The organism is Aeromonas sp. 6P (assembly GCF_051919525.1).
Taxonomy (GTDB): Bacteria; Pseudomonadota; Gammaproteobacteria; order Enterobacterales; family Aeromonadaceae; genus Aeromonas; species Aeromonas veronii.
The window spans coordinates 1,918,644-1,944,153 of the sequence record NZ_JBQBEO010000002.1; the positions used below are offsets into that span (position 1 = coordinate 1,918,644).

At 57.1% G+C, this 25,510-nt stretch carries 25 protein-coding genes, 2 pseudogenes and 1 riboswitch; of the genes and pseudogenes, 20 read left to right on the forward strand and 7 right to left on the reverse strand.

What is annotated here, in order from left to right:
• Positions 1–5: 5 nt before the first annotated feature.
• From ACTG2J_RS09035 to ACTG2J_RS09045, 3 genes are read right to left on the reverse strand one after another with little or no spacing between them, the layout of a single operon-like run.
• Positions 6–437, reverse strand: a complete 432-nt coding sequence (locus tag ACTG2J_RS09035) for a PAS domain-containing protein (RefSeq protein WP_005337175.1) — start codon at positions 435–437, stop codon at positions 6–8.
• An 8-nt stretch (positions 438–445) separates the two neighbouring features.
• On the reverse strand, positions 446–1,468 hold the full coding sequence (locus ACTG2J_RS09040; protein WP_021231409.1) for a response regulator: 1,023 nt from the start codon (positions 1,466–1,468) through the stop codon (positions 446–448).
• A gap of 54 nt (positions 1,469–1,522) precedes the next feature.
• Entirely contained in the window at positions 1,523–2,461 is a 939-nt protein-coding gene (locus tag ACTG2J_RS09045; RefSeq protein ID WP_439997411.1) for a LysR family transcriptional regulator, read from the reverse strand.
• Between the two features lie 861 nt (positions 2,462–3,322).
• Between ACTG2J_RS09045 and ACTG2J_RS09050 the strand changes: the two genes are divergently transcribed.
• From ACTG2J_RS09050 to ACTG2J_RS09070, 5 genes and pseudogenes are all read left to right on the forward strand, one after another.
• Positions 3,323–5,275 carry a putative bifunctional diguanylate cyclase/phosphodiesterase gene (locus ACTG2J_RS09050; protein ID WP_439989589.1) on the forward strand — a complete coding sequence of 651 codons (1,953 nt, stop codon included), beginning with the start codon at positions 3,323–3,325 and terminating at the stop codon, positions 5,273–5,275.
• A 143-nt stretch (positions 5,276–5,418) separates the two neighbouring features.
• Positions 5,419–6,984, forward strand: a complete 1,566-nt coding sequence (locus tag ACTG2J_RS09055) for an AbgT family transporter (RefSeq protein WP_005351146.1) — start codon at positions 5,419–5,421, stop codon at positions 6,982–6,984.
• Positions 6,985–7,055: 71 nt separating this feature from the next.
• Positions 7,056–7,780: pseudogene (nfsA, locus tag ACTG2J_RS09060) on the forward strand (oxygen-insensitive NADPH nitroreductase).
• 191 nt (positions 7,781–7,971) lie between these two features.
• Positions 7,972–8,736: a hypothetical protein gene (locus tag ACTG2J_RS09065; protein ID WP_005337161.1), complete on the forward strand. Its 765-nt coding sequence runs from the start codon at positions 7,972–7,974 to the stop codon at positions 8,734–8,736.
• The gene (locus tag ACTG2J_RS09070) at positions 8,730–9,284 is read left to right on the forward strand and encodes a VOC family protein (RefSeq protein ID WP_439973883.1); all 555 of its coding nucleotides are present in this window, start codon (positions 8,730–8,732) and stop codon (positions 9,282–9,284) included. The genes ACTG2J_RS09065 and ACTG2J_RS09070 overlap by 7 nt, the downstream gene beginning before the upstream one ends.
• Positions 9,285–9,429: 145 nt before the next feature.
• Here the strand turns inward: ACTG2J_RS09070 and ACTG2J_RS09075 are convergent, their stop codons facing one another.
• Positions 9,430–10,653, reverse strand: coding sequence for an MFS transporter (locus ACTG2J_RS09075; protein ID WP_439973884.1), 1,224 nt, complete (start codon positions 10,651–10,653; stop codon positions 9,430–9,432).
• Between the two features lie 95 nt (positions 10,654–10,748).
• Between ACTG2J_RS09075 and ACTG2J_RS09080 the strand changes: the two are divergent.
• Positions 10,749–11,623: pseudogene (locus ACTG2J_RS09080) on the forward strand (LysR family transcriptional regulator).
• A gap of 63 nt (positions 11,624–11,686) precedes the next feature.
• Positions 11,687–12,643, forward strand: coding sequence for a LysR substrate-binding domain-containing protein (locus ACTG2J_RS09085; protein WP_439988744.1), 957 nt, complete (start codon positions 11,687–11,689; stop codon positions 12,641–12,643).
• A gap of 81 nt (positions 12,644–12,724) precedes the next feature.
• Here ACTG2J_RS09085 and ribA read toward each other — a convergent pair whose 3' ends face one another.
• Positions 12,725–13,318, reverse strand: a complete 594-nt coding sequence (gene ribA, locus ACTG2J_RS09090; RefSeq protein WP_005337152.1) for a GTP cyclohydrolase II — start codon at positions 13,316–13,318, stop codon at positions 12,725–12,727.
• 248 nt (positions 13,319–13,566) lie between these two features.
• Between ribA and cmk the strand changes: the two genes are divergently transcribed.
• The 6 genes from cmk to pyrF all read left to right on the forward strand — a co-directional run bounded on the left by cmk (position 13,567) and on the right by pyrF (position 18,740).
• Positions 13,567–14,259 carry a (d)CMP kinase gene (gene cmk, locus ACTG2J_RS09095; RefSeq protein WP_439988743.1) on the forward strand — a complete coding sequence of 231 codons (693 nt, stop codon included), beginning with the start codon at positions 13,567–13,569 and terminating at the stop codon, positions 14,257–14,259.
• A 94-nt stretch (positions 14,260–14,353) separates the two neighbouring features.
• A complete protein-coding gene (gene rpsA / locus ACTG2J_RS09100) occupies positions 14,354–16,024 on the forward strand; it encodes a 30S ribosomal protein S1 (protein WP_005337148.1) in 1,671 nt (556 codons plus the stop codon).
• 92 nt (positions 16,025–16,116) lie between these two features.
• Positions 16,117–16,401, forward strand: a complete 285-nt coding sequence (ihfB, locus tag ACTG2J_RS09105) for an integration host factor subunit beta (protein ID WP_005299934.1) — start codon at positions 16,117–16,119, stop codon at positions 16,399–16,401.
• A gap of 158 nt (positions 16,402–16,559) precedes the next feature.
• Positions 16,560–16,844 carry a LapA family protein gene (locus ACTG2J_RS09110; RefSeq protein ID WP_005337143.1) on the forward strand — a complete coding sequence of 95 codons (285 nt, stop codon included), beginning with the start codon at positions 16,560–16,562 and terminating at the stop codon, positions 16,842–16,844.
• Positions 16,845–16,853: 9 nt separating this feature from the next.
• On the forward strand, positions 16,854–18,020 hold the full coding sequence (gene lapB, locus ACTG2J_RS09115; protein ID WP_005337141.1) for a lipopolysaccharide assembly protein LapB: 1,167 nt from the start codon (positions 16,854–16,856) through the stop codon (positions 18,018–18,020).
• 18 nt (positions 18,021–18,038) lie between these two features.
• Complete coding sequence (pyrF, locus tag ACTG2J_RS09120; RefSeq protein ID WP_429034815.1) at positions 18,039–18,740, forward strand: orotidine-5'-phosphate decarboxylase; 702 nt, start codon at positions 18,039–18,041, stop codon at positions 18,738–18,740.
• On the opposite strand, the gene rrtA is transcribed toward pyrF, so the two are convergent.
• Positions 18,715–19,308 carry a rhombosortase gene (gene rrtA / locus ACTG2J_RS09125; protein WP_074042643.1) on the reverse strand — a complete coding sequence of 198 codons (594 nt, stop codon included), beginning with the start codon at positions 19,306–19,308 and terminating at the stop codon, positions 18,715–18,717. The two genes, pyrF and rrtA, sit on opposite strands and share 26 nt — an antisense overlap.
• On the opposite strand from rrtA, the gene ACTG2J_RS09130 reads away from it, so the two are divergent.
• From ACTG2J_RS09130 to ACTG2J_RS09150, 5 genes are all read left to right on the forward strand, one after another.
• Entirely contained in the window at positions 19,307–19,930 is a 624-nt protein-coding gene (locus tag ACTG2J_RS09130; RefSeq protein ID WP_259587375.1) for a tRNA-uridine aminocarboxypropyltransferase, read from the forward strand. The two genes, rrtA and ACTG2J_RS09130, sit on opposite strands and share 2 nt — an antisense overlap.
• A gap of 20 nt (positions 19,931–19,950) precedes the next feature.
• Entirely contained in the window at positions 19,951–20,658 is a 708-nt protein-coding gene (queC, locus tag ACTG2J_RS09135; protein ID WP_113740692.1) for a 7-cyano-7-deazaguanine synthase QueC, read from the forward strand.
• Positions 20,659–20,719: 61 nt separating this feature from the next.
• Positions 20,720–21,391, forward strand: coding sequence for a 7-carboxy-7-deazaguanine synthase QueE (queE, locus tag ACTG2J_RS09140; protein WP_162628475.1), 672 nt, complete (start codon positions 20,720–20,722; stop codon positions 21,389–21,391).
• Between the two features lies 1 nt (position 21,392).
• Positions 21,393–21,623 carry a DUF3820 family protein gene (locus ACTG2J_RS09145; protein ID WP_005337126.1) on the forward strand — a complete coding sequence of 77 codons (231 nt, stop codon included), beginning with the start codon at positions 21,393–21,395 and terminating at the stop codon, positions 21,621–21,623.
• The gene (locus ACTG2J_RS09150; protein ID WP_100646101.1) at positions 21,620–22,195 is read left to right on the forward strand and encodes a cob(I)yrinic acid a,c-diamide adenosyltransferase; all 576 of its coding nucleotides are present in this window, start codon (positions 21,620–21,622) and stop codon (positions 22,193–22,195) included. Before ACTG2J_RS09145 ends, ACTG2J_RS09150 begins: the two co-directional genes overlap by 4 nt.
• Before the next feature lie 69 nt (positions 22,196–22,264).
• On the opposite strand, the gene ACTG2J_RS09155 is transcribed toward ACTG2J_RS09150, so the two are convergent.
• Positions 22,265–22,669: an H-NS family histone-like protein gene (locus tag ACTG2J_RS09155; protein WP_075115902.1), complete on the reverse strand. Its 405-nt coding sequence runs from the start codon at positions 22,667–22,669 to the stop codon at positions 22,265–22,267.
• A 302-nt stretch (positions 22,670–22,971) separates the two neighbouring features.
• Positions 22,972–23,143, forward strand: a riboswitch (Lysine riboswitch).
• 88 nt (positions 23,144–23,231) lie between these two features.
• Here ACTG2J_RS09155 and ACTG2J_RS09160 point away from each other — a divergent pair.
• Both ACTG2J_RS09160 and ACTG2J_RS09165 read left to right on the forward strand, forming a co-directional pair.
• Positions 23,232–24,812: a Na+/H+ antiporter NhaC family protein gene (locus ACTG2J_RS09160; RefSeq protein ID WP_113740694.1), complete on the forward strand. Its 1,581-nt coding sequence runs from the start codon at positions 23,232–23,234 to the stop codon at positions 24,810–24,812.
• Between the two features lie 91 nt (positions 24,813–24,903).
• On the forward strand, positions 24,904–25,485 hold the full coding sequence (locus ACTG2J_RS09165; RefSeq protein WP_005337121.1) for a thymidine kinase: 582 nt from the start codon (positions 24,904–24,906) through the stop codon (positions 25,483–25,485).
• Positions 25,486–25,510: the final 25 nt, after the last annotated feature.

Sequence of the window (25,510 nt, forward strand, 5' to 3'; positions counted from 1 at the left end):
AAAGCTCAAGCCTGCCGCTGGCCGCTCATCAGCATGGCCTCATCGGTAGCGTCGTAGATCATCACCGCGATGTGGGTCACCTGACCGCCGAAATCGGCCAGTGGCACCAGCGTCAGGTTCTGGAACATATGGGGGGCCGAGCCGGTAATGGGACGATAGTTGGAGAAACGCAGCAGATAGGGCTTCTGCTCCCAGGTGCTGAAGGCGCGGTTGTTGAGCTTGAAGACCATGTTGGCCTTGCGTTCGAACCAGGCTCTGTCCACATCGGGGAAGAGCTCGAACAGTACGCCATCGCGCACGTCACTGGCCAGTCGGCCGCTGTGGCTCTCCATAAAGCCGTTCCACACCTGTACCTTGTACTCCTTGTCGAGCACTACCAGGCCTACGTCCAGGTTCTGGACTATGTTCATCAGCCAATGAAATTCACGGATTTCCATAGTCACTCCTAGAGCATGTGCATGATTTTGTTGTTCATGGTGGCGATGGAATCTTCGGTAAACAGCAGCAGCAGATCACACTGCACCGCGTAATCCTGGATCCGGTAGTTGATCTCGATGGCGAGCGTGCGGCGCCAGCGACTCTTGTTGGTGTTGATCAGCTCGTTGATGGGTCTGTGCTGGCCGAGCACCACCGGGTGCCCCTGACTAAAGGGGGTGTCGAGCTGGTTGGCGTAGCCGCGCAGGAAGGCGCCGATCAGCACGTTGGCGGTATCCATCAGCAGCTCCAGTTCGGCGGTGCGATCCAGCGTCCCCTGATGGTTCATCAGCTTGGCCAAATCTTTGAAGCTGGAGTCATGGAACAGGATCAGCGCTTCACCGGCGATCCCCGCTCCGATAAACCCCTGACAGACGGCGGAGAGGGTATCCGAATCCGCAGCGGCCGAGAGGGCCATATGCAACTCTGATACTTCCAGCACGTTGACGTTGGGGATAGGCAGTACCACGAAGGCGTTGAGCAGACGAGCCAGCAAGTCGGCGGCCTGACCCATGGAGACGTTGGCCAGCTCCTGATAGACATCGCGGATTTCGGGGGTGATCTTGACGCCTGCATCGGCTACCACGCCGCTTGTCAGCTGCTCGGGGGCGCTTGGTTGACCGCTTGGGGCGGCACTCCAGAAACCGTGTTGTTTGAGCAGGGCGACCAGGGTCTCGGGGGCGGCGGGTTTCTTGATGAAATCGAGCGCCCCCAGCCCCATGACCCGTTGATAGGCCTCTGGCTGGATATCCCCGGAGACCACGATCACCTTGTTGCGCAGACCCTCCCGTTGGAGGGTCTCCAGCACGCCGTAACCGTCCATTTCCGGCATGGTCAGATCGAGGAAGATGAGATCGCCATGACCCATCAGCACCTGTTCGATCCCTTCGAGACCATTGGCTGCGTAGTGCAAATCGACTTTCCAGTCGGCCGGGAGCGCCCGCGCCAGCTGTTTGCGGGCGAACCCGGAGTCATCACATATCAATACATTCATGGCGTTAGGCAGGCTCTGTTGGCAAGGGATGCTATAAGTGTGGCCCGCTAACGGTCAGATGCAATGGGTGAGGCTATCACCTTGTGAAAATTGGTTGTCCCACTGCCGATTGCGATAGCGTGCTGAGTATTTTTCAACAAATTCAACGAACATCTTAACACGCAACGGAGCGAACTGGTGCTGGCAACACAACATGTAGAAGGGGCGATTGCCGGTTTGCCAGTCGGTCAGTACCGGCACCAGCTGCTCGTCATGGAGGAAGCTGCTCAGATAGTGCAGCGGGGCATTGACGATCCCCAGATGACGCCGGGCTGCACGTACCGCGGCCTGGGTCTGGTTGACGGTCAGTTTGGCGCTGCGTTTGATGCAGACACTCTGGCCATCCTTGTCGGTCAGTTGCCAGTGCTGGTGAGGCCAGCAGTAGATGAGATCGTGCTCTTCCAGCTGGTTGGGATGGGAGGGGGTGCCCTTTTTGGTCAAATAGAGTGGTGAGGCAAACAGGCCGTACTCGATATGCCCGAGACAGATCGCATTGGGCAGCGACTGGTGCAGCTCACCGTTGAAGAACACCAGATCCCGATCATTGTCGAACAGGTGCTGGTGATCATTGGTCTGGGTGATATCGAACTGTACCTCGGGATAGTGCAGCCCGAATTCGGCCAGCATATCGATGAGGATGGTGTTGGAGAGTGCGATCGGCGCAGCTATCCGGATAAGCCCGGTGATGTCGGCCTCTTGACCCTGGATCTCGCTGGTGGCCTGCTCGATTTGTGCGAGTGGCGTGCAGAGACGTTCGTAGTATCTGAGGCCATCATCGGTAAGGCGGAGCTTGCGGGTAGAGCGATGTAGCAGGGAGCAACCCAGTTGCTCTTCCAGCTGGGAAATGCGTCGACTGATGGTGCCTGTTGGCATGCCCAGTGCGGCTGCAGCGTGGGAGAATCCTCCCTCTTGCACCACCTTGACGAACAGGTAGAACTCTTCGATGTGCTTCATAAACGCTGTTCTGGGTGTAACAAGGGGGCAACCATAAAAAGAGCGTTCCGGGTTGGCAAGGTTAATTCAGCGTTTAATTGATCTGGATTCGATTTCTGTTGATACCAGTTCTCCACCCGCCCGTCATCTCAGTTTCCCCGAGCTGGTGATTATTCCGGCACGATGCCAAATGGTACTGCGGCAGTGATGTTTGCCATATTCCCTGATTTGTTCCGCTATAACCGCAGGCGAAGGCCGATATTGCAACCTGATGGAAGGGCGCCGGGTTGCTCTGCGTACTCAGCCGGGGTGGTTTGCCATCTACAGCCAATGTGATGCAGATCATATATTCGGGTTTTGCTCATTGCCTGTTGAAAAATGAATTTGGGGTATATCAATTCCGCCTTAGTGAACTATTTTTGTCCGTTTTGGCGTTTTTTTGGCTGTTTATCCATCCGCTTGGTTAATTAATGGAAGCTTTGTGACAGAGAGTGATGACTATTTCCACCATTGATTTAAATGTTAATAACAAATTTGTCGCAGCAAATATGCAATTGCTCTTTCAAGGTCTCGAGTGGATAGCTCTTAGTGCTTGTTTTTACTGGGGAAAAAAGTTAAAAATCGACTATATGATTTGCTTGGATTAACAAGGTCCTTGGCTGAGTCCTTTGTGGTATTGCCGTACAGGCTGCCCTGTTGTTGATATCTGAAATAGTTTTGTCCGCTCTTGGCTATGTGAAAAGGGATAATGGCCGAGAGGTATTTGCACCTTGCATTCTGCAGCTAGCGGTTTGCCAGATCTGTTTTCCGGTTAACCAGTGACCATCCAGCATGAATGACCTTGACCAGATGAATACGCTTGACGAACGGTTACTGAAGACGATGGATGTTCTGCATACCCCGATCTGGGTTTATGACATCGAGCATCACCATATTTTCTGGGCAAACAGCGCCGCGCTCTCCGTGTGGGAGGCGACGTCTCTCGACGAACTCTGCTCCCGCGACTTCTCTGCCGATATGGCAACCGCCATTGATCTGCTGCTGCAGCGCTATCTGGGTGATTTTCAGCAGGGGCGCAGTTACAACGAGTGGTGGACCCTCTCCCCAAAGGGGGTCAAGAAGCAGATCTATCTACGCCTCTCTGGCATTCAGCTGGCTGGCCGGCTGATGATGATGACCGAAGCGGTGCTCGACTCCGATACCCTCTATCAGGAGTCCTCACTGGCAACCGGCGATACCCTTGCCTGCCTGTTCGATAGCCGGGGCGTTTTCGAGAGTGGCAACTATCACTTCGAAATGTGTTTCGGCCACCAGATCGCCAAGCTCTCCCAGGTTTTCTCCGGCAATGATGACAGCTTCTACCAGAAGCTCTCCCGTCTCGATGAAGTGGTGACCGAGGGGGAGTGCCGTACCCTCAAGGGGATGCGCTGGTTCCAGTATCAGTTCCGCTATATCCAGCAGGGGGCCCGCATTCTGCTCACCATGCGCGATATTACCGATCGCAAACTCGAAGAGCTAGAGCATCGCCACCTCGCCTGGCACGACTCCCTGACCGGCCTGCTCAATCGGTATGGCTTGATGAAATCTCTCGAGGCCTATTGCGGGCTGGGGGAGCGTTTCGCGCTGGTGTTCATGGATCTGGACAACTTCAAGCTGGTCAACGACAACTACGGCCACAAGGCGGGAGATCGCCTGCTGGAGCGGGTCGCCGGTCGCCTCAAACAGATTTGCCCGCGGGATGTGGAGCTGGCTCGCCTCGGTGGCGATGAATTCACAGCACTGGTGCCGCTGGGCAATCAGGGGGATCGGGCGCAAGAGGTGGCCGATCAGATGCTCTCCCAGATGACCAAGCCGCTGCAACTGAGCGGGCTGCCGGAGGTGACCATCGGCGGCAGTATCGGTATCGCCATCTATCCCGATGATGCGGATGACGGGGACAACCTCATCACCCGTGCCGACATGGCCATGTATCAGGCCAAGCAGATGGGGCGGCTGCGCTGGCAGCGTTTCACCCCCAGCATGCAGCAGACCCTGCAGCGCAAGCTCAATCTCAAACAGTTTCTGGCCAAGGCCATCGGCCGCCAGGAGCTGAGCCTCTGTTACCAGCCGCAGGTCGATGCCGCCAAACGGCGTCTGATCGGTTACGAGGCGCTGCTGCGCTGGTACAACCCGGTGCTCGGCCATGTGTCGCCGGTGGAATTTATCCCGCTGGCCGAAGAGATGGGGCTGATCCGCGAGATCGGCAGCTGGGTGCTCTCCACCGCGCTGGCACAGGTCGCCAGCTGGCAGAAGCGCTTCCATCAGCGGGTGCCGGTCTCCGTCAACCTCTCCGGTTTCCAGCTCTCGTCGGCGTTGCCCGGGCAAGTTCGCCAGCAGCTGGAGCTGCACGGGGTGGATGCCTCCCTGTTGACGCTGGAGCTGACCGAAACCGTGCTGATGCTCGATATGAAGGGGTGTCTCGGCATTCTCGATGATTTGAGCGAGCAGGGGATCAAGATTGCCATCGACGATTTCGGTACCGGCTACTCCTCGCTGGCCTATCTCAACCGGTTGCCGATCAACAACATCAAGCTGGATCGCTCCTTCGTGGTCGGCCTCAACTTGCCGGTGATCCGGGCGACTGCGGCTATGGCCACCAATCTGGGGTTGGGGATCATGGCGGAAGGGGTGGAGGAGCCTCACGAGCTGGCCGCCCTGCAGACCCAGGGATGCCATGTGTTCCAGGGATATCTGTTCAGCAAGCCGCTGACGGTGGCGCAAGTCGAGGCGAGCGGTTTTGTGGTGGAGTGCCAGGTCGGGCGTTATCCACTGCTAGATGCTGTGATGGCAGAGTAACAAGTGTGCGTTAGGCCACAACTTGGGGTTTTATTCCGCAATATTTAATCAAAATTAATCATTCTTTTGCGATCGGTCATGAGACAGATTGGCTGGAATTGCTAGCATGCGCCCTCGTTTCTAGGGAAAGGAGTATCGCAATAATGAGTCATGCTGCTGTCAATGACCGTCCGGCCAGCCCTCCCAAAGGTTGGTTGAACCGTTTCCTCAATGGCGTCGAGAAAGCCGGGAACAAATTACCCGACCCCGCCATGCTGTTCCTCTACGCCTTGCTGATCGTCTGGGTCGGCTCCTGGGTGTTGTCACAATTCCAGTTTGATCTGGTCAATCCCCGTACCGGGGAAGCGGTAGTGGTCAACAACCTGCTGACCGGTGCCGGTCTGGCCGAGTTTCTCTCCACCATGGTGACCACCTTTACCGGCTTTGCCCCGCTCGGGATCGTGCTTGTGGCCATGCTCGGGGTCGGGGTGGCCGAGCAGTCCGGTTTTATCAATACCGGTCTGAAAAAGTTGCTCAAAGTGACGCCTGCCCGTTTTCTCACTCCCATGCTGATCCTGGTGGCGATCGTCAGCCACACCGCCGCAGATGCGGGTTATGTGCTGGTGATCCCCATCGGTGGCATCATCTTCCACGCTGCCGGACGCCATCCGCTGGCGGGGATCGCCGCTGCCTTTGCCGGCGTTTCCGGCGGTTTTGCCGCCAACTTCCTGCCCTCCGGCGGGGATGCGCTGCTGCAGGGTTTTACCCAGTCCGCCGCTCAGTTGCTCGATCCTGACTACATGGTCAACACCCTGTGCAACATCATCTTTACCGGTGCCTCTTCGTTGCTGATCATCTGCGTCGGCTGGTTCATCACCGAAAAGGTGGTGGAGCCGCGCCTCAAGCACGTGGCGCTCAACGAGGATCTGGAGAGTGCCGACGAGATGGGGCGCTACAGCGCGCAAGAGAGCCGGGCCTTCAACTGGGCTGGGTTTGCCATGCTGGCGGCTATCGTGCTGCTGGCGCTGGCGCTCTCCCCGAGCGATTCACCGCTGCGTGCTGCCGATGGCTCCCTGACCACCTTCGCCGCGCCGGTGATGAAGTCCATTGTGCCGCTCATCTTCTTGCTCTTTATCCTGCCCGGGATTGTCTACGGCTTTGTCGCAGGCAGCTTCAAGAGTGGCAAGGATGTGATCGATGCCATGTCGGCCACCATGAACAAGATGGGCTCCTACATGGTGATGGCCTTCTTCTGCGCGCTCTTTATCAAGGCGTTTGGTGACTCCAATCTGGGCACCCTGCTGGCCCTCTCCGGTGCCGAAGTGCTCCATGCGCTGGCGCTGCCCGGTGAGGTGACTATCGTCGGGATGATCCTGCTCACCGCCAGCGTCAATCTGGTAGTCGGCTCGGCCTCCGCCAAGTGGGCGCTGATCAGCCCGATCCTGGTACCCATGTTGATGGCGGTGGGGATCTCCCCCGAGCTGACCCAGGCGGCCTATCGGGTAGGGGATTCTGCTTCCAATATCATCACCCCGCTGATGGTATTCTTCCCGCTGGTGGTGGTCTATTGCCAGCAGTATGTGAAGAGCACCGGGATCGGTACTCTGGTCTCCATGATGCTGCCGTACTCGCTTGCCTTCTTGGTGAGCTGGACGATTTTCCTGCTGCTCTACTGGGCGCTCGGCTTCCCGCTCGGGTTGCAAGCCCCTTACGTCTATCCGGCCCCTTAAGCTGGGTGTGCGAGGGAGCCTTGGGCTCCCTCGTTTTTTTCGCTATGGTGTTACCTCATTTTGGAGGTGCCATGAATCAGACCATCGATCTTATCCTTTCCCATCGCTCCATTCGTCAGTTCACTGCCGAGCCGATCGCCCCGCAGCAGCTGGATGCCATTCTCGCCGCCGCCCAGTCCGCCTCAACCTCGAGCTTTTTGCAGGTGACCAGTATTGTGCGAGTCTGCGAGCCCGAGGCGCGTCAGCAGTTGGCCATGCTGGCGGGCAATCAACCCTATGTGGTGCAGGCGGCCGAGTTTCTGGTGTTCTGCGCCGATTACCACCGCCACACCCAGATCGTGCCCGAGGCCCAGACCGGCTATGCGGAGCAGTTGCTGATCGGAGCCATCGACGGCGCTCTGATGGCGCAAAACGCCTTGCTGGCGGCGCAGTCGCTGGGGCTGGGCGGGGTCTATATCGGCGGCATTCGCAACCATCCGGCCGAGGTGAGCGAACTGCTCGGCCTGCCCATCAGGTGATCCCGCTGTTTGGCCTCTGCCTTGGTCATCCTGCCCAGCAGCCGGAACAGAAACCCCGTCTGCCCAGGGGATTGGTGGTGCATCAGGAGCGCTACCAGCACGAGCTGGATCGCGACCTGCTGGCCCGGTACGATCAGCAGATCGCGGACTACTATCAGGCCCGTAGCAGCAACAACAAACAGCAGACCTGGAGCGGCCAGATCCGCGCCATTCTGGGCAAGGAGTCCCGCCCTTTTATGCTGGGATTCCTGCAATCGCGGGGCTTTAACCTCAAGTAATGGCGCTGATGGGCGATACTATGGGGAGGTGACCGTCATGGTCATCATCCCCTGATCCTGCAATCTCTCCCTGAGACCGGGGGCACAGCTTGGTGACAAATCGTGGGCAAGGGGGGATCTGCAGGCTACCTTAAGTGGGTAAGCTGTTGTAGGATCACGCAATTGGATAGGAACAGGGGTTTGGACATCCTATGATTTTAACTTTGGTATTGCTGTCTATCGGCGCACTCCTGTTTTTGGTTATCGCCTATAACGTGGTGCAGCAATATAAGCAGAAGGCTGAGGCGGACAAGCGTCACGCCGTTGCCAGACACAAGACGGTGGCTGACGAGACCGAAGAGGTGTTGCTGAACGTCAATCTTGTGCCTTTCTCCAAGAACATGGTGTTGCTGTTGCAGCACCGGATCCTCGATGCCTATCGCGCCATCGCCCAGGTGATGCCGAACAATCAGATCAAGCAGCGCATCGTCGATGTGCAGACCCAGATCAAGAATGTGCAGGAGAACTACAGTGTTCAGGATGAGGGTCAGTTCAAGACCCCGGAGTCCGATCGTCAGGCGATCCAGATGCTGCAGTTGGTCAAGAAGATGCGGGCCGTGCTGCGGGTAGAGCACAACAAGGGCAAGATTGACCCTCAGGGGTTTGCCCAAGAAGAGCGCCGCCTTGAGCTGATGCAGCTCAAGATCAACATCTCCAATCTGGTCAAGCGGGCGATGGATGCCCGCATTCAGGGCCAATATGGTACTTGCCGCCAGCTCTATACCAAGGGACTCTCTGCCATGGCGAGCGTGGGCGACAAGGATCCCTATCTGCTGGCCCGTGAAGAAGATATGCGTCAGGGGCTCAAGGAGCTTGAAGAGCTGCAGCAGCAAAATAGCGCCCAGGATCTGCAAAACATCAAGGACAAGGAAGCCGACGAGCTCGATGTCCTGTTTCAACCCAAGAAGAAATGGTAAGCATGTCCCACCCACTCGATTCCACACTGGGGCCAATGGCCCCATTTGTTTCTCAGCTGTTGGCAGAACTGGCCGCCACTGGCGTCACAATTTCCCGGCCAACGGTCGATCACCTCTGTTATCGGGCGGCTACCCTGCAGGAGTACCGCGCGCTATGTGCTGTGCTGGCTGAGGCGGGCTCCTTGCTGGTGGAGGGTATGATTGGCGGGCGCCCCATCGCCACTTATCAGTTGCATCAGCCTCTGTTGGCTGGTGAGGTACAGGTACCCTGTATCGAGCTGGCTGCACCGAAACCGGGTCGCGTCCATCAGGCGGGGCTGGAACATATCGAGCTGGTGGTTACTTCACTGCAAGATCTGGTAGCGCGCTATCCCGAGCTGCCATTCAAAACCGGCAACATGCAGGATACCCGCAACCCCGATATTGGCCTGATGTTGCCTTCCGGCCAGATCAAGTTTCACCTGCGCCCGCTGGCTGAGGTGATCGCCGAAGAGGTGGCGACCGACGCTGTGGTCGCGGTGGCTGCGGATTATTTCGATCAGGAGTGATCCTGCGCTCAATGCGGTGCTAGCCTGACAGGCTCTTGAATAACGCAGCAAAAGGGGTCACCGGTGTGACCCCTTTTGTTATCTGGCGGTGCTTGGTTGCGAGAGCGCTATCTGCTCGTGGGTGACCCTGTTTGCGCTGAGCCTGTTACCGGTGTCGGTGGGGCTGCTGGGCGGGCAGTGGCGATTGGCTTCGCTGCTTGAGACGGCCGAGCCAGAGGCTCAAGCCTGCCGTCAGGATGAGGACCAGTTCAATTCCCATGACCAGACCGCCCAGCTCGCCTTGCTCCCAGAAGGGGTGCAGGTAAAGTCCCCCCAGACTCGCTCCCAGATAGTAGGCCACCAGATAGAGGGAGGAGGCGAGGGCGCGGTTGTGTTCGACATGATGACCGACCCAGGCGCTGGCGCAGGCGTGTGCCAGGAAAAAGCCGAAGCTGGAGATCAGCAAGCCACTCAGGATCCCGAGCAGACTGCCCTGCAGCAGCCACAGACTCCCGAGGGCCATCAGCGCGATCCCGACCAGCAGCATGCGTTGTGCCCCCCAGCGATTGGCAAAGCGACCGCTCAGAGAGGAGGCCACCGTCCCCGAGAGATAGGTGAGAAACAGCATGCCGAGCCACTGGGTGGGCAGGGAGAAGGGGGGCTTGGCCAGCAGGAAAGTGAGGTAGCTGAACTGGTTCAAAAACACCATAAAGTTGAGTCCCCCGATAAGGTAAGCCCCTACCAGCAAGGGATTGGTCAGGTGTTGCTGCAAGGCGCGAGCAAATTGGCCGCGAACGGGGGCGCTCGCCACAAAGCGGGTCTGATGGGGCAGCAGCCAGAAGACCAGCGGCAGCAGTGACAGGCTGATCACACCAATCCCCAGAAAGGTATGCTGCCAGTCGCCAAACCAGCCCGCCAACAGACCGCCGACCACCCGACCGGCAATGCCACCGAGGGAGTTGGCGGCAATATAGACCCCCACCGCCGAGAGCAGCGCCCGTTTGCTGAACTCTTCCCCCATATAGGCAATCGCGGTCGCGGGCAGCCCTGCCAGCAGCGCGCCCTGCAGGATGCGTAGCAGCAGCAGGGTGCCAAACTGCTCAACCAGCGGGATTAACAGTGAGAGCAGGATCGCCAGGGTGAGGGTACCCAGCATGACTTGCCGACGGCCATGGCGATCCGCCAGTCTGGCGCAGATCAGCAGGGAGGCGGCGAGGCCTGCAGTGCATCCTGCCAGGGTCCAGCTGGCCGAGAGGGAGTTGACCGAGAAGACCTCGGCGATCAGGGGTAACAGGGGATGGGTCTGGTAGAGGTTCAGAAACACCAGAAAAGAGCCCAGGCTGAGGGCCAGGGTTGCACGTATCCACTCGCGACTTCCAACTTCAATCATTGCGTATTGTCCTGACTACTTTTGGTCAGGGTAGAGTCCTTGCGGTTATAAATATAATATATTTAAGTTATCCATCTCATAAGATGAATTGATACATGGATCTGAAACAGCTCACCTATCTGCTGGCGGTCAGGGATGCCGGCTCATTTACCAAGGCAGCCAACAGTCTGCATGTGGCACAGCCGGCCATCAGCATGGCCATCGCCAAGCTGGAGCAGCAGCTCGAATTGCGGCTGTTTGATCGACAGGACCGGGCGGTACGGCTCACCCCGGAGGGAGAGGTGCTCTGTCGCCATGCCGAGCGCTTGTTGCTGCAGATGCATCAGGCCGAGGCCGAGATGGCCGAGCTCAAGGGGTTGGAGCGGGGGGAGGTGCGGATCGGGATCCCCTACATGATGGGCTCCTACTATTTCCCCCCTCGTCTGATGGCCTTCAAGCATCGCTATCCCGGCCTCAAGATCCGGGTCGAAGAGGCCGGTACCCGCGAGCTGCTCAGCCGGATGGTGGATGGCTCCCTCGATCTGGCCATTCTCATCACCAGTGATCTCCCCCCGCCATCGAGGGAGCGCATCTGCTGAGCGAAGAGATGTTGATGGTGGTGGGGGACGATCACCCCTTGCGTGGCGCATCAGCCGTCACCCTCTCGCAGTTCTTTGCTCAGGAGTTGGCGCTGTTTCGCCGTGGCTTTTATCACCGGGAGCATATGGAGGCGCTGGCCCAGAGCCTGGGCGTTGAACCCGATATCGCCTTCGAGAGCAATCTTATCCCTCTGCTCAAAGCGGTGGTGCGGCAAGGCTTTGCGGTGACCACCTTCTTGCGGATGGTGCTGGAAGAGGAGCCGGATCTGAGTGGCGTGCCCTTCGCCCCGCCTATCTATCTCGATCTCTGCGTGGCGTGGCGGCGTGGCGATCCACTCTCCATGGCCAACCGTGCCTTGCGTGATTTCCTACTCAAGGAGCGCCCGGCCTGATGGCGGCGGGCCATTGCTGAAAGTTTGTTACTATTAACGGTGAGTTCGCTTGAGGGCTACACCATGAAATTGCAGCAATTGCGCTATATCGTCGAGGTGGCGAACCACAGGCTGAATCTGTCGGCCACCGCCGAGAGCCTCTTTACCTCCCAGCCCGGGATCAGCAAACAGGTGCGGATGCTGGAGGATGAGCTGGGGATCCAGATCTTCGAGCGCAGCGGCAAACACTTGACCCAAATCACTCCCATCGGTCGGGATGTGATCAAAGTGGCCGCGGAGGTGCTGGACAAGGTCGCCACGATCAAGGTAATGGCCAGGCAGCATGTGCATCCGGAGCAGGGAACCCTCACCATTGCCGCTACTCATCTGCAAGCCCGTTATATTCTGCCCGCCATCCTCAAGGGTTTTATGGCCCGCTTTCCCAAAGTTGCCGTAACTGTGATGCAGGGGAGTGCGGCGCAGTGCCGCGTAGCCGTGCATGATGGCGCCGCCGATCTGCTGCTGGCGGATGAACCGGAGGAGGGGAGCGATCTGCTCATGCTCTCCTCTTTTCAGTGGCAACGGGGCTTGGTGCTGCCCAAGGATCATCCGTTGGCCAAAGCAAACTCGCTGACCCCGGCCGAACTGGTGGGGTTTGCGCTGGTGACCGATGGAAGGGCGCTCTCTGCTGCACATGGCACTGATTGCGCTCATGCCGAGAGCCGGATCGCCTGCTGTGCGAGCGACAGCGATGTGCTCAAGACCTATGTCAGACAAGGGATGGGCATCGGGGTGATGGCAACTTTTGCCTGGGAGCCCCAGCGCGATGGCGATCTGGTGCTCAAAACGGCGCCCTGGCTACCAGGCGGTGTGGCCGCTATCGGGTTGCGCAGAGGGGCGTTTTTATGCGGCTATCTGTATGACCTGATTGAACGTCTCGCGCCGCAATTGACCCGCGAGCGGGTCGAACAATACTGTGCTGCCCGCACTGGCGAAGAGCTTGAAGCTCTGCTGGCCAATCTGACCGTGCCACTTAGATAGCTTGGGTTGATGTGTGGTCGTCCCAAGAAAAACGCCTCCGTTCGGGAGGCGTTTGACTATCTGGCATTCGTCAATGCAGGCTCATTTTTTGAGCATGTGATCCAGCTTGTTGGCCTTGGTCGACAGATAGAACTCGTTGTGGGGATTGCGCCCTTCCTGTAACGGTACCCGTTCGGCCACCGGAATACCGAAGGATTCCATCGCTTTCATCTTGCGCGGGTTGTTGGTCATCAGTTTGAGAGACTTGACCTCAAGCTGCTTGAGCATATCGGCGCAGATGGTGTAGTCGCGCATATCGGCGGCGAAACCAAGGGCTACGTTGGCCTCCACGGTATCGGCCCCCTGATCCTGCAGGTGATAGGCGCGGATCTTGTTGAGCAAGCCGATGCCACGGCCCTCTTGACGCACATACAGCAACACGCCACGACCGGCTTTGGCGATATTCTCCATGGCCGCCTGCAACTGGAAACCGCAGTCACAACGCAGGCTGAACAGGGCGTCGCCGGTCAGGCACTCTGAGTGGATCCGGCCCAGCACGGGCTCTTCACCGGTAATGTCGCCCATCACCAGTGCGGCGTGATCTTTGCCTGTGCCGGTTTCCTGAAAACCTACCAGCGTGAAGGTGCCCCAGGGGGTTGGCAATTTTGATTTGGCCACGAGGGTAACGCTGCTCATAGGTTGCTCCTTACTACTAACGGCTCAAAAAAGGGGGCCAGTTTAGCGCGCCTTGTCAGGAACGACCATAAGAACAAGTCCCTGCATTGCTTAATGAAATCTCCAAATGAGATACAAGCACAGCTGTCCGTCGGGGTTTTGGCCCTTTGTGCGGATTGATGACTGCCAGGCTCACCACATTCGGGTATAATCGGCGCCCATTAACCCACCCCTTCGGGATGGGAGCAACACAGTGCAGGAGAGAAGTTATGCCTCAGATGGCCCCCGTAATGACAATTGATGGCCCCAGTGGTGCAGGTAAAGGCACCTTGTGTCAGCTGCTTGCTGAGAAGCTGGGTTGGCACTTGCTGGACTCGGGCGCCATCTATCGGGTGTTGTCCCTGGCCGCCCTGCATCACGATGTAGAGCTGGACAGTGAAGCCTCACTGGTGCCGCTGGCCGCCAATCTGGATGTGCAATTTCAGGTTGAGGGCGATCTGGTCAAGGTGATCCTGGAAGGGGAAGATGTCTCCCGCACCATTCGCACCGAAGAAGTGGGTAATGCTGCCAGTAAAATCGCCGCCTTCCCCCGGGTGCGCGAAGCCTTGCTGCGCCGTCAGCGGGCATTTCGTCAGGCCCCGGGTCTGATTGCCGATGGTCGTGACATGGGTACAGTTGTTTTCCCCGAGGCCGAGGTAAAGATTTTCCTCGACGCCAGTGCCGAAGAACGGGCCCAGCGTCGCTATAAGCAGTTGCAAGATAAGGGCTTTGATGTTAACTTTGAGCGTCTTTTAACCGAGATTCGGGAACGTGACGATCGCGACAGAAATCGCGCCGTTGCCCCCCTGAAACCGGCAGAAGATGCTCTGGTGGTAGACTCTACCGCCATGACCATAGATGAAGTGCTGGCAACAGTACTCGCCTATGCAGAGCAACAACTTGGTGATGCCAGCGCAAGCTGACATCCGGTCGTCTGCACCAAGGATGGCGCAGATTATTTAAAACAGCCCCGCTTGTGCCGGATTGCAAGTGGATGTTTCATTTGTGACATAAACAATGATCGAATCTTTTGCTCAACTCTTTGAAGAGTCCCTGAACGCCGTTGAAACCCGTCAAGGTTCCATCGTCAAGGGTACTGTCGTTGCTATCGAGAACGGTTTCGTACTGGTTGACGCCGGTCTGAAATCCGAGTCCGCTATCCCGGCTGAAGAATTCAAGAACGCCATGGGCGAGCTGGAAATCAACGTCGGCGACACCGTTGACGTGGCTCTGGACTCTATCGAAGATGGTTTCGGCGAAACCAAGCTGTCCCGCGAAAAAGCCAAGCGCCACGAAGCCTGGCTGCAGCTTGAGAAGGCTTACGAAGAGCAAGCTACCGTTATCGGTATCATCAACGGCAAGGTCAAGGGTGGTTTCACCGTTGAACTGAACGGCATCCGTGCCTTCCTGCCGGGTTCTCTGGTTGACGTGCGTCCGATCCGTGACACCGCTCACCTGGAAAACAAAGAACTCGAGTTCAAAGTCATCAAGCTGGACCAGAAGCGCAACAACGTTGTTGTTTCCCGTCGTGCCGTGATCGAGACCGAGAACACCTCCGAGCGCGAAAGCCTGCTGGCTAACCTGCAAGAAGGTCAAGAAGTTAAGGGTATCGTCAAGAACCTGACCGACTACGGTGCATTCGTAGATCTGGGCGGTGTTGACGGCCTGCTGCACATCACCGACATGGCGTGGAAGCGCGTTAAGCATCCTTCCGAAATCGTCAACGTTGGCGACGAGATCGCTGTCAAGGTTCTGAAGTTCGACCGCGAGCGTACCCGTGTATCCCTGGGTCTGAAGCAGCTGGGCGAAGATCCCTGGGTTGCTATCGCCAAGCGTTACCCGGAGACCACCCGTCTGTCTGGCCGCGTGACCAACCTGACCGACTACGGCTGCTTCGTTGAAATCGAAGAAGGCGTTGAAGGCCTGGTACACGTATCCGAGATGGATTGGACCAACAAGAACATCCACCCGTCCAAAGTTGTTAACGTTGGCGACGTGGTTGACGTGATGGTTCTGGACATCGACGAAGAGCGTCGTCGTATCTCCCTGGGTCTGAAGCAGTGCAAATCCAACCCGTGGCAGCTGTTTGCCGAAACTCACGCCAAAGGCGACCGTGTTTCCGGCAAGATCAAGTCCATCACTGACTTCGGTATCTTCATCGGTCTGGATGGCGGCATCGACGGCCTGGTTCACCTGTCTGACATCTCCTGGAACAACCAGGGCGAAGAAGCAGTTCGTGAATTCAAGAAAGGCGACGAGATCGAAGCCGTTGTTCTGCAAGTGGATCCGGAGCGTGAGCGCATCTCCCTGGGTGTCAAGCAGATCGAAGAAGACCCGTTCAACAAGTACCTGGCTGACAACAAGAAAGGTGCTATCGTGAAGGGTAAGGTTACCGAGGTTGATGCCAAAGGTGCCGTTATCGAACTGGCTGATGGCGTAGAAGGCTACCTGCGTGCCTCCGACGCTGCTCGTGACCGTGTAGAAGACGCCACTCTGGTGCTGTCTGTTGGTGACGAAGTTGAAGCTAAATTCATGGGCGTTGATCGTAAGAACCGCACCGTAAGCCTGTCTGTCCGTGCTAAGGACGAGGCTGATGAGCGTGTTGCTATCGATAACCTGAACCAGCAAGAAGAAGTTGTGTTCAGCAATGCTATGATGGAAGCGTTCAAAGCCGCCAAGGGTGAGTAATCCTTGATGCAAGAAAAGGGCGGCATTGCGCCGCCCTTTTTTATCCTGGCAAAATGAATATTGCATGTGATCGGGGAAGGAGATTTAACGTTATGACCAAATCAGATCTCATCGAACAACTGGCAGCCAGCCGCATGCATATGCCGGCCAAGGATGTCGAAGCCGCCATCAAGGAGATCCTTGAGCAGATGGCGTCGACCTTGCAAAACGGCGACCGGATTGAAATCCGCGGATTTGGCAGTTTTTCACTGCACTATCGTGCGCCCCGTGTGGGCCGCAACCCCAAGACTGGGGACAAGGTTGAACTGACCGGGAAATATGTCCCGCACTTCAAACCTGGCAAAGAGTTGCGCGAGCGCGTCAACATCATTGAATAATGCAGAAATGGGCATACCTCGGGTATGCCTTTTTTCTTTTTGGCACCGATTCCTGTGCCAATCGTCTTGTTTCTTAAACTCTTTTCCCATTCACTCTAGAGTCTGCCTGCGATTTTAAGGATAATCAGCCTCTCATTAGATACTGACAGGGAGCTCTTATGAAGCGTATTTTGGCCCTCATTCCGCTGGTGCTGGTGTTTGTTCTGACCCTGGCGCTGGGCTCACAAAATGGCCAGCTGGTTCAGTTCAATTACTTGATCGCTCAGGGTGAGTTTTCGCTTGCCATGCTGTTGGGCTTCTTCTTCGCTGGCGGTTTTTTGCTGGGCTGGCTGGTATTCGGCCTGCTGTTCCTGCGCCTGAAAATGCAAAACCGCACCCTCAACCGCACCATGCGTCGTCAATCCCGCGAGTTGGAGCTGGCCCGGTCACCGGGTAAGGAATAATGTTCCTCAATGCTTGAACTGCTTTTCCTGCTGTTGCCCATCGCCGCCGGTTATGGTTGGTACATGGGTCGCAGGAGTGTTCGCCAGGACACCCAAAAACAGAGTAACCAGTTTTCCCGCCAGTATGTGGCGGGCCTCAACTATTTGCTGTCCGATGAATCCGACAAGGCGGTGGATCTCTTTATCCAGCTGCTTGAGGTGGACAGTGAAACCATCGAAACACACCTCTCCCTCGGCAACCTGTTTCGCCAGCGTGGGGAGGTCGATCGTGCCATCAAGATCCACCAGAACCTGGTAACCCGCCAACTGACCCGGGAACAGCGCCAGCTGGCGTTGCAGGAGCTGGCGCGCGACTTTCTTGCTGCTGGTCTGCTCGATCGGGCGGAAGCGCTCTGGAACGAGCTGTGTGACGACAGCGACTATGAAGAGACGGCGCTGGCACAGTTGTTGATTATCCATCAGCAACTGCGGGATTGGGACAAGGCCATCGATGTGGCGGTTCGTCTGCAAAAATTCCAGGGCAAGAAGCTGGCCGACCCCATCTCCCATTTCTATTGCGAACAGGCCGAAATCGCGCTGCGTGAGGGCAATAAAGGGGAGGGGCTGGCCAAGCTCAAACGGGCGCTCAGTATCAATCCGGCATGTGCCCGGGCCAGTTTGCGCCTCGCTGAGCTCGCCATGGCAGATGGAGAGTATGAGCAGGCCAGCAAGGAGCTGCTGCGGGTGTTCGAGCAGGATATCGACTTTGCCTCCGAGGCAATGCCCAAATTGCTCGAGTGCTATCAGCAGTTGGGCCGCACGCCTGCGTTGATCCCGCTGCTTGAGAAGGCAGTGGAAGATCACGCCGGTGTCAGCGTGACCTTGGCCCTTGCCAAGCTGGTTGAAGAGCGTGATGGCCTGAGCCAGGCCCGTTCGCTGGTGTTGCGTCAGCTGCGTCGTCATCCGTCGATGAAAGGTTTTTACCAGCTGGTCGGCTTTCAGTTGGCCAGTGCGGAAGAGGGGCCTGCCAAGGAGAGCCTCGAACTGCTGCAACAGCTGGTCGGCGAGCAGATCAAAATCAAGTCAACCCACAAGTGTCGGCAGTGTGGCTTTGCCACTCACTCGCTGTTCTGGCAGTGCCCGTCTTGTCGCCAGTGGGGTTCCATCAAGCCGATCCGTGGTCTGGACGGTGAATAACAAGCAATAGGATGTGAGATGCAAGATCCCAAAGTACTGGTAGCGCTGGATTATCAGCATGAGGCAGATGCCTTAGCGTTCGTTGAACGTATCTCTCCGGCCCAGTGCCGTCTCAAGGTAGGCAAGGAGATGTTTACCCTGTTTGGCCCGCAGTTTGTACGCCAGCTGGTGGCCAAGGGATTCGATGTCTTTCTGGATCTGAAGTTTCACGATATTCCCAATACCGTTGCCAAAGCCGTGGCAGCCAGTGCCGAGCTCGGTGTCTGGATGGTCAACGTGCATGCCAGTGGTGGTGAGCGGATGATGCGTGCCGCCAAAGAGGCGCTGCTGCCTTATGGCGACAAGGCCCCCCTGCTTATCGGCGTGACCGTGCTGACCAGCATGGAGCAGTCCGACATGATCCCTCTTGGTCTGGATGTAAGCCCCGCCGAGCAGGTGATCCGGCTGGCTACCTTGACCAAAACATCCGGTCTGGATGGGGTGGTCTGCTCTGCCAACGAGGCCCATGAGTTGAAAGCCTTGCTGGGCGAAGATTTCAAGCTGGTGACCCCGGGTATTCGCCCGACCGGTTCAGCGGCCGGGGATCAGCGCCGGGTGATGACACCGAAAGCGGCGGTCGAGGCGGGGTCCGATTATCTGGTTATCGGTCGCCCCATTACGCAGGCTGCCGATCCGGCCGTCATGCTGGCCAGCATCAATGCCGAGCTGGCTGGTGCGTAACAGGCTCACTCAGTGATACGCGGTGCAGGCCGAGCAACAGGCCTGCACCGGCCCCGATAAGATGAGAGCCGATGTGTACCCTGGCATTGATCAGGGTGGATATCGGGCTCTCTCCTGCGTTGTAGAAGTCCATCGCCAGCTTGAGCCCCATCCCTGCCAACAGTAGCCAGCCCGATGTGCGGCGTCCGTGGCGAATATCCTGCATTGCCCCCCAGACAAACAGGCCATGCAGCGAGCCAGATAGCCCCATGTACCACTGGGTCTGCGGGCACCACCACCAGATCCCCAAGCCCACTGCCAACCAGAGCAGCAACATCAGCAGCGGCAGGCGAGCCCCACCCAGATAGTCGCGAAATAGGCTATAGAGGATGGCGAGGCCGCCCAGATTGAGCAGCAGGTGCCACAGATTGGTATGAGCCAGATTGCCTGTTATGATCCGCCACCCTTCGCCCCCGGCGATCAAGGGCCGATCGAAGGAGAGCTGAAGATTGGGAACGGTAAAGAAGAGTAGCAAGCTGGTGAGAGAGAGCGTGATAACCCAGAGCAATCCAGATTTGTCTGACAACATGAAACAGTCCAACGACAAGAACAGTCGATACTGTACACGTTGCACCCGAGCCCTCAAAGCCTGCTTGTGCGATTATATTGTGCCGGTTGACAATCACACGCCCCTCTACATCTTGCAGCACCCCAACGAGGTGGCACATCCCAAGGGGACTGCGGCGCTGCTGGCGGCCTCTTTGCAACAGTGCGAGATCCATGTGGGGGAGGACTTTTCCCGCGATGAGTGGCTCAATGGGTTGCTTGCAGATCCTTCCCGTCGCTGCTATCTACTCTGGCCGGATGAGGATGCCATTTCGCTGACCGATCTTCGCCAACAGTGGGAGAGTGAATCCTCTGGCTCCGCATCCGTCGCCTTTATCTTGCTTGACGGCACCTGGCGCAAAGCCTATCGCATGTTGCAGAGCAACCCGGCACTGGCCCGCTTGCCCCGCATCGGCATTGGTGCCATTGCCGGTCAATATGCTATTCGAAAGAAACCCTTTCCCGATGCCCTCTCTACCATAGAGGCGGGCTATCACCTCTTGTCCCGGTGGGAGGGGAGGCCGGAGCGCTATGCGCCCTTGCTGACCCTGTTCAATCGGTTGAATACCCAGTGGCAGGACTTTGCCGAAGGCCGCCGCGCGTGACAATTCAAGGAGTTATCAAGATGAAAAAAGCAGTCGTGGTTTTCAGCGGCGGTCAGGACAGCACTACTTGTCTGGTGCAGGCATTGGCGCAGTACGATGAAGTGCACGCCATCACCTTCGACTATGGCCAGCGCCATCGGGAAGAGATCGACACTGCGCGCCGCCTGGGCAGTGCACTGGGGATCGCCGCCCACAAGGTGATGGATGTGACGCTGCTCAATGAGCTGGCGGTCTCTGCCCTGACCCGTGATGACATTCCGGTCAGCTGCGAGCTGCAGGATAACGGGCTGCCCAACACCTTCGTGCCGGGCCGCAATATCCTGTTCCTGACGCTGGCCTCCATCTATGCCTATCAGGTGGGCGCCGAAGCGGTGATCACCGGTGTCTGCGAGACTGACTTCTCCGGCTATCCCGATTGCCGTGACGAGTTCGTCAAGGCCCTCAATCAGGCGGTGTCGCTGGGGCTGGATCGCGGCATCCGTTTTGAAACTCCCTTGATGTGGCTCGACAAGGCCGAAACCTGGGCACTGGCGGATCACTATGGTCACCTCGACACGGTGCGCCAGCAGACCCTGACCTGCTACAACGGCATTGCCGGTGACGGTTGCGGCACGTGTCCTGCGTGTGAACTGCGCCGTCGCGGCCTGAACAACTATCTGGCCGACAAGGCGGGCATCATGGCCAGACTGTTTGAGAAAACCGGGCTGGGTGAGAAAAGCGCAGAGTGAGCCTGCGTCTTGCCGTGGCTTGGGGTATAATCCGCGACTTTTGCAACAAGCCGTGATCGAGATGTACTACCCAATCAACGAGATTTTCCAGACCATCCAGGGGGAGGGCATCTTTACCGGCCTGCCCGCCATCTTTGTTCGCCTGCAGGGTTGCCCGGTGGGCTGCCCCTGGTGCGATACCCGTCATACCTGGGTTGTTGATCCGGCTCGTGAAGTGGGTAAGGCGGCGGTACTGGATCGTTCCAACGAATCCGATTGCTGGAGCCAACTCAGCACAGCGCAGATTATCAAGAGCTTTGGCGATCTGGGTTATCAGGCGCGCCATGTGGTGATCACCGGTGGCGAGCCCTGCCTCTACGATCTGCACGAACTCTCGTCAGCATTACTGGCGGCGGGTTATCAGGTGCAAATTGAAACCAGTGGCACCAGCGAGATCAAGACTCATGAGCAGACCTGGGTAACAGTCTCCCCCAAGATCGGTATGAAAGGGGGGCTGCCTGTGCTGGTCTCGGCGCTGGAGCGGGCCAACGAGATCAAGCATCCGGTGGCCACCGAGCACCATATTGAAGAGCTGGATGTGCTGCTGGCGACCGCAACTCTGCGCCCGGACGTGGTCATTGCCTTGCAGCCGATCAGCCAGAAACCACGGGCCACCCAATTGGCGATGGATACCTGTATCGCGCGTAACTGGCGACTCTCAATCCAGACTCATAAATATCTGGATATTGATTAATATGGATTGGCTATCCGACGAACAGGTACTGCTGACTCTGACTAACAAGATGCCTTACGGTAAATATCAGGGGCGGCGTATCATCGATATTCCCGAGCCCTATCTGGTGTGGATGGCGCGCAGCGGTTTTCCGGCGGGTAAATTGGGCCAGACGCTGGCGTTGGCTTACGAAATCAAACTCAATGGACTCGAGTCCATGATTATTCCCATTATTAACAGGATGTCGGTATGAGAATATATACGAGGCAGGGCGACAAGGGCATGACCCGGCTGGCCGATGGTATCCCATTGCCCAAGGATCATTTGCGGGTCGAGACCTACGGTTATATCGATGAGCTCAACTCCCATATTGGCTTGCTGATTTGTGACGTGCCATCGCAAGAGGTCGGCTTATTGGCTGATTTACAGCTGTTGCAACAGGAGTTGTTTGATCTGGGGGGCGAGTTGGCATTCTCCAGCGACGCCCAGAATGAATCAATTTGGCAAGTTAATGCTGCCTGGACCACTCGCCTTGAACAGCAGATAGATCGTTATAGCGAGCCATTGCCACCGCTGCGCCAATTTATATTGCCGGGTGGTTCCCGTGCCGCGGCGCAAGCGCATGTGGTGCGTACTCTGGTGCGTCATTGCGAGCGCTTGCTGCTGACCTTGAGCCGGGAAGAGCGGGTCAATCCCGAGGTGCTGCCCTATCTGAACCGGATGAGTGACTGGTTCTTTACCGTTGCCCGCTATCTCATCTGCGTGGCAGGGGATCGTGAAGTGCTGTGGGTCAAGGCAGCAGATCGTCCGCAATCGGCTATCTGATATTTCACGTTTAAGCGGCAATAAAAAACCTCGCCTTGGCGAGGTTTTTTATTAGCAACGCAAGCGCTGTCAGATAGCAAAATCTTCCAGTGATTTGCCTGCTGCCACTGCGCTGGCAATGACTGAAGGCATACGGCCCTGGCCGGTCCAGGTTTTCTCTACGCCATTATCCTGATAGCGATATTTGGCAGGACGTGGCGCCCGCTTGGCTTTTTCTGATTTGCCGGGGTTGGTAGCGACAGCGCTTACCAATTCTGCCGGGTCAATACCGGCGGCTTTCAGCATTTCGCTATATTCGTTAATTTTCCGCAGATGCTCTTCACGGGCCTGACGCTCGGCAGCTTCATCCTGCTGACGTTCAGCAACGATAGTAGAGAGTTTTTCCAGTGCCTCTTCCAGTTGTTCCAGAGAAAGCTCGCGGCAGGTCGCACGCAGACTGCGGATATTAAGCAGTACCTTTAAAAATTCATTCATATGAGTTACCACGTCGAGTCAGAGAAAAATATTATGTTCCAGCTGATTCTTGCTTGGTGATTTAAATAAGTCAAGCCGGGTTAAATATAATATCCGTGGGGAACATCAATATAGATATTTAATATGGCCAGCAATAGGCTTGGTGATTGGATGCCAATGAAGCCGTAGTAGGTGAAAATAGCGTCAAAACAGGCGTTGTTGCATCATTTGACTACCATTATTCGACCTTGATATGTTTATCGTGACTATTTAATCAAAAAACTTGCTATAAGCTGCCATCTCGATAAAATGTGCGGCGAATACCTTTAAGTAGAGGCGCGCTGCCTATGAGTATTTGTGCGGAGGGTGATGCCTGTGATGCACAAGGAAAGGAGTCAGCGCCGAAGTGGCCAGGCCATCATACCGGGCTGCTGGTTCTGCATCTAATAGGTGCAGGACTGCCATAGTCATCCACTATGGAGCGCTACCTGAAGGGGCTGAGGAGTATGACCTCCCCATAGGTTTTGTTTCTTTAGATCCTCTCGGTAGATCTCCACCTGTAATCTTTAGGTGCAAAGAGATCATGGACATTAGTCATTTCGCCGACTCCGGTTGGTCCGTTCTTCCCCCCCTGTTGGCTGTCGCGCTGGCGATCCTGACCCGCCGCGTGCTGCTGTCCCTTGGTGTGGGCATCGTCACCGGCAGTTTGCTGCTCAATCAGTTTTCGCCCCTCGAATCCCTGCATTACATGTTGAATACCGTGCTCAAGATCTTCTGGGTCGATGGCGCGCTCAATCGTGACAACGTCAACATGATCCTGTTTATGCTGCTGCTGGGTGGCCTCATCAGCCTGATGAGCGTCTCCGGGGCGACCCGTGCCTTTGCCGAGTGGGCCGAGCGTCGTGCCAAGACCCGCAAGGGCGCCAAAGCCCTGACTGGCATGATGGTGTTTGCCTTCTTTATCGATGACTTCTTCCACAGCCTGTCGGTGGGGGCCATCTGCCGTCCGGTGACCGACCGCTTCCAGATCTCCCGTGCCAAACTGGCCTATCTGCTGGACTCCACCGCGGCGCCGGTCTGCGTGCTGATGCCCATCTCCTCTTGGGGGGCCTATATCATCGCTCTGGTTGGCGGCATCATGGCGGCCCACGGTCTGACTGAACAGAGCCCCATCGCGGCATTTGTCGAGATGATCCCGATGAACCTCTACGCCGTCTTCACCCTGATCATGGTGCTGGTGGTGATTGCATTCCAACTCGATATCGGCCCGATGCGTCAACACGAAGCGTGGGCGCTGGAAGGCAAGCTGTGGGATGAGTCCAAGGGCCGCCCCATCGGTCTGGATATGGAAAGCCCGGAGGAGAGCAACGGCGGCATGATCGACATGGTACTGCCGATCCTGACCCTGACCGCCGCCACCATCTATTTCATGATCGATTCCGGTGCTGCGGTGCTGAGCGAGAAAGGGCTGCCTTTCAGCGTGCTCGGCTCGTTCGAAAATACCAACGTCGGCTCTTCGCTGGTCTACGGTGCCCTGTGCAGTCTGGTGGTCTCCATCGGTCTGGCGATGCGCCTGAAGCTGGGTGCCAAGAACTGGATCAAGGCCGCTCCGCAAGGTGTCATGGCCATGCTGCCAGCCATCAACATCCTGCTGTTTGCCTGGACCATAGGTGCAGTGGTACGCGACGTGGAGACCGGCAAGTACCTGGCTTCGCTGGCTAACGGTAACCTGCCGATCGAAGTGCTACCTGCCGTGGTCTTTATCCTCTCCTGTGCCATGGCGTTTGCTACCGGTACCAGCTGGGGTACCTTCGGCATCATGCTGCCGCTGGCCGGTGACATGGCCGCCGCCAGCGACATCAGCCTGATGCTGCCGATGCTGGCGGCGGTACTGGCTGGCTCGGTGTTCGGGGATCACAGCTCACCCATCTCCAGCACCAGCATCCTCTCTGCCACCGGTGCCGGCTGCCATCACATCGATCACGTGATGACCCAGCTGCCTTATGCACTGGCCATCGCCTTCGGCGCGGCCATCGGTTACCTGGCGATGGGCTTGATGCACTCCAGCCTGGCCGGTTTCAGTATCAGCGCCCTCTGGTTCGTGCTTTTTACCGGCTATCACCTGAAAAAGGCCAAAGCGCGGCCAGTGCTGGCCACCGCGTAACATTTATAGAGCAAGGGGCCCGCGGGCCCCTTGGTTTTGTCAGGGGCTTTGGTTAGCATGCGCCCCATAAATTCAGTTTCGGAACAGTATCATGGCTTCACTGCACTACAAATTTGCCACCATGAATTCAGGCAAATCCACCCAGCTCATTCAGGCGCACTTCAACTATCTGGAGCGGGGCATGCATCCTCTGGCGATGACGCCAGCCATCGATGACCGTTTCGGGGTTGGGGTGATCAGTGCCCGGGTTGGTCTTGAACTGAAGGTGGACGTGTTCAGCGACAGCTGTGATCTGTTTGAAATGGTGAAAGAGCGCCATGCAAAGAAACATATCGATGTCTTTATCGTGGACGAGGCCCAGTTCCTGACCCGTGAGCAGGTCTACCAGCTGGCCCGCATCGTCGATGAGCAGGATATTCCGGTGATGGCCTATGGCCTCAAGACCGATTTTCGCGGCGAGCTGTTCCCCGGTTCCTACCATCTGCTCTGTCTGGCCGACAAGTTTGAAGAGCTGAAGAGTATCTGCTGGTGTGGCAACAAGGCTCACATGAACTCCCGGGTCAATGAAGCGGGGCAGGTTATGCGTGATGGCGAACAGGTGGAGATCGGTGGCAACGATCGCTATGTGTCACTCTGTCGCAAACACTATCTCGAAGGTCGGGCTTACAAATAATTCGGCTGCGATATTTGAATCGTCG

Coding starts and splice junctions, on each gene's coding strand:
- ACTG2J_RS09070 (WP_439973883.1), top strand. CDS start 8,730: ATGGTAAGCATGTCCCACCCACTCGATTCCACACTGGGGCCAATGGCC.
- ACTG2J_RS09050 (WP_439989589.1), top strand. CDS start 3,323: ATGGATGTTCTGCATACCCCGATCTGGGTTTATGACATCGAGCATCAC.
- cmk (WP_439988743.1), top strand. CDS start 13,567: ATGCCTCAGATGGCCCCCGTAATGACAATTGATGGCCCCAGTGGTGCA.
- ACTG2J_RS09075 (WP_439973884.1), bottom strand. CDS start 10,653: ATGATTGAAGTTGGAAGTCGCGAGTGGATACGTGCAACCCTGGCCCTC.
- ACTG2J_RS09155 (WP_075115902.1), bottom strand. CDS start 22,669: ATGAATGAATTTTTAAAGGTACTGCTTAATATCCGCAGTCTGCGTGCG.
- rrtA (WP_074042643.1), bottom strand. CDS start 19,308: ATGTTGTCAGACAAATCTGGATTGCTCTGGGTTATCACGCTCTCTCTC.
- ACTG2J_RS09040 (WP_021231409.1), bottom strand. CDS start 1,468: ATGAATGTATTGATATGTGATGACTCCGGGTTCGCCCGCAAACAGCTG.
- rpsA (WP_005337148.1), top strand. CDS start 14,354: ATGATCGAATCTTTTGCTCAACTCTTTGAAGAGTCCCTGAACGCCGTT.
- ACTG2J_RS09055 (WP_005351146.1), top strand. CDS start 5,419: ATGAGTCATGCTGCTGTCAATGACCGTCCGGCCAGCCCTCCCAAAGGT.
- ACTG2J_RS09145 (WP_005337126.1), top strand. CDS start 21,393: ATGGATTGGCTATCCGACGAACAGGTACTGCTGACTCTGACTAACAAG.
- ACTG2J_RS09160 (WP_113740694.1), top strand. CDS start 23,232: ATGGACATTAGTCATTTCGCCGACTCCGGTTGGTCCGTTCTTCCCCCC.
- ACTG2J_RS09065 (WP_005337161.1), top strand. CDS start 7,972: ATGATTTTAACTTTGGTATTGCTGTCTATCGGCGCACTCCTGTTTTTG.
- ACTG2J_RS09085 (WP_439988744.1), top strand. CDS start 11,687: ATGAAATTGCAGCAATTGCGCTATATCGTCGAGGTGGCGAACCACAGG.
- lapB (WP_005337141.1), top strand. CDS start 16,854: ATGCTTGAACTGCTTTTCCTGCTGTTGCCCATCGCCGCCGGTTATGGT.
- ACTG2J_RS09110 (WP_005337143.1), top strand. CDS start 16,560: ATGAAGCGTATTTTGGCCCTCATTCCGCTGGTGCTGGTGTTTGTTCTG.
- ACTG2J_RS09045 (WP_439997411.1), bottom strand. CDS start 2,461: ATGAAGCACATCGAAGAGTTCTACCTGTTCGTCAAGGTGGTGCAAGAG.
- ACTG2J_RS09165 (WP_005337121.1), top strand. CDS start 24,904: ATGGCTTCACTGCACTACAAATTTGCCACCATGAATTCAGGCAAATCC.
- pyrF (WP_429034815.1), top strand. CDS start 18,039: ATGCAAGATCCCAAAGTACTGGTAGCGCTGGATTATCAGCATGAGGCA.
- ihfB (WP_005299934.1), top strand. CDS start 16,117: ATGACCAAATCAGATCTCATCGAACAACTGGCAGCCAGCCGCATGCAT.
- queE (WP_162628475.1), top strand. CDS start 20,720: ATGTACTACCCAATCAACGAGATTTTCCAGACCATCCAGGGGGAGGGC.
- ribA (WP_005337152.1), bottom strand. CDS start 13,318: ATGAGCAGCGTTACCCTCGTGGCCAAATCAAAATTGCCAACCCCCTGG.
- ACTG2J_RS09130 (WP_259587375.1), top strand. CDS start 19,307: ATGAAACAGTCCAACGACAAGAACAGTCGATACTGTACACGTTGCACC.
- ACTG2J_RS09035 (WP_005337175.1), bottom strand. CDS start 437: ATGGAAATCCGTGAATTTCATTGGCTGATGAACATAGTCCAGAACCTG.
- ACTG2J_RS09150 (WP_100646101.1), top strand. CDS start 21,620: ATGAGAATATATACGAGGCAGGGCGACAAGGGCATGACCCGGCTGGCC.
- queC (WP_113740692.1), top strand. CDS start 19,951: ATGAAAAAAGCAGTCGTGGTTTTCAGCGGCGGTCAGGACAGCACTACT.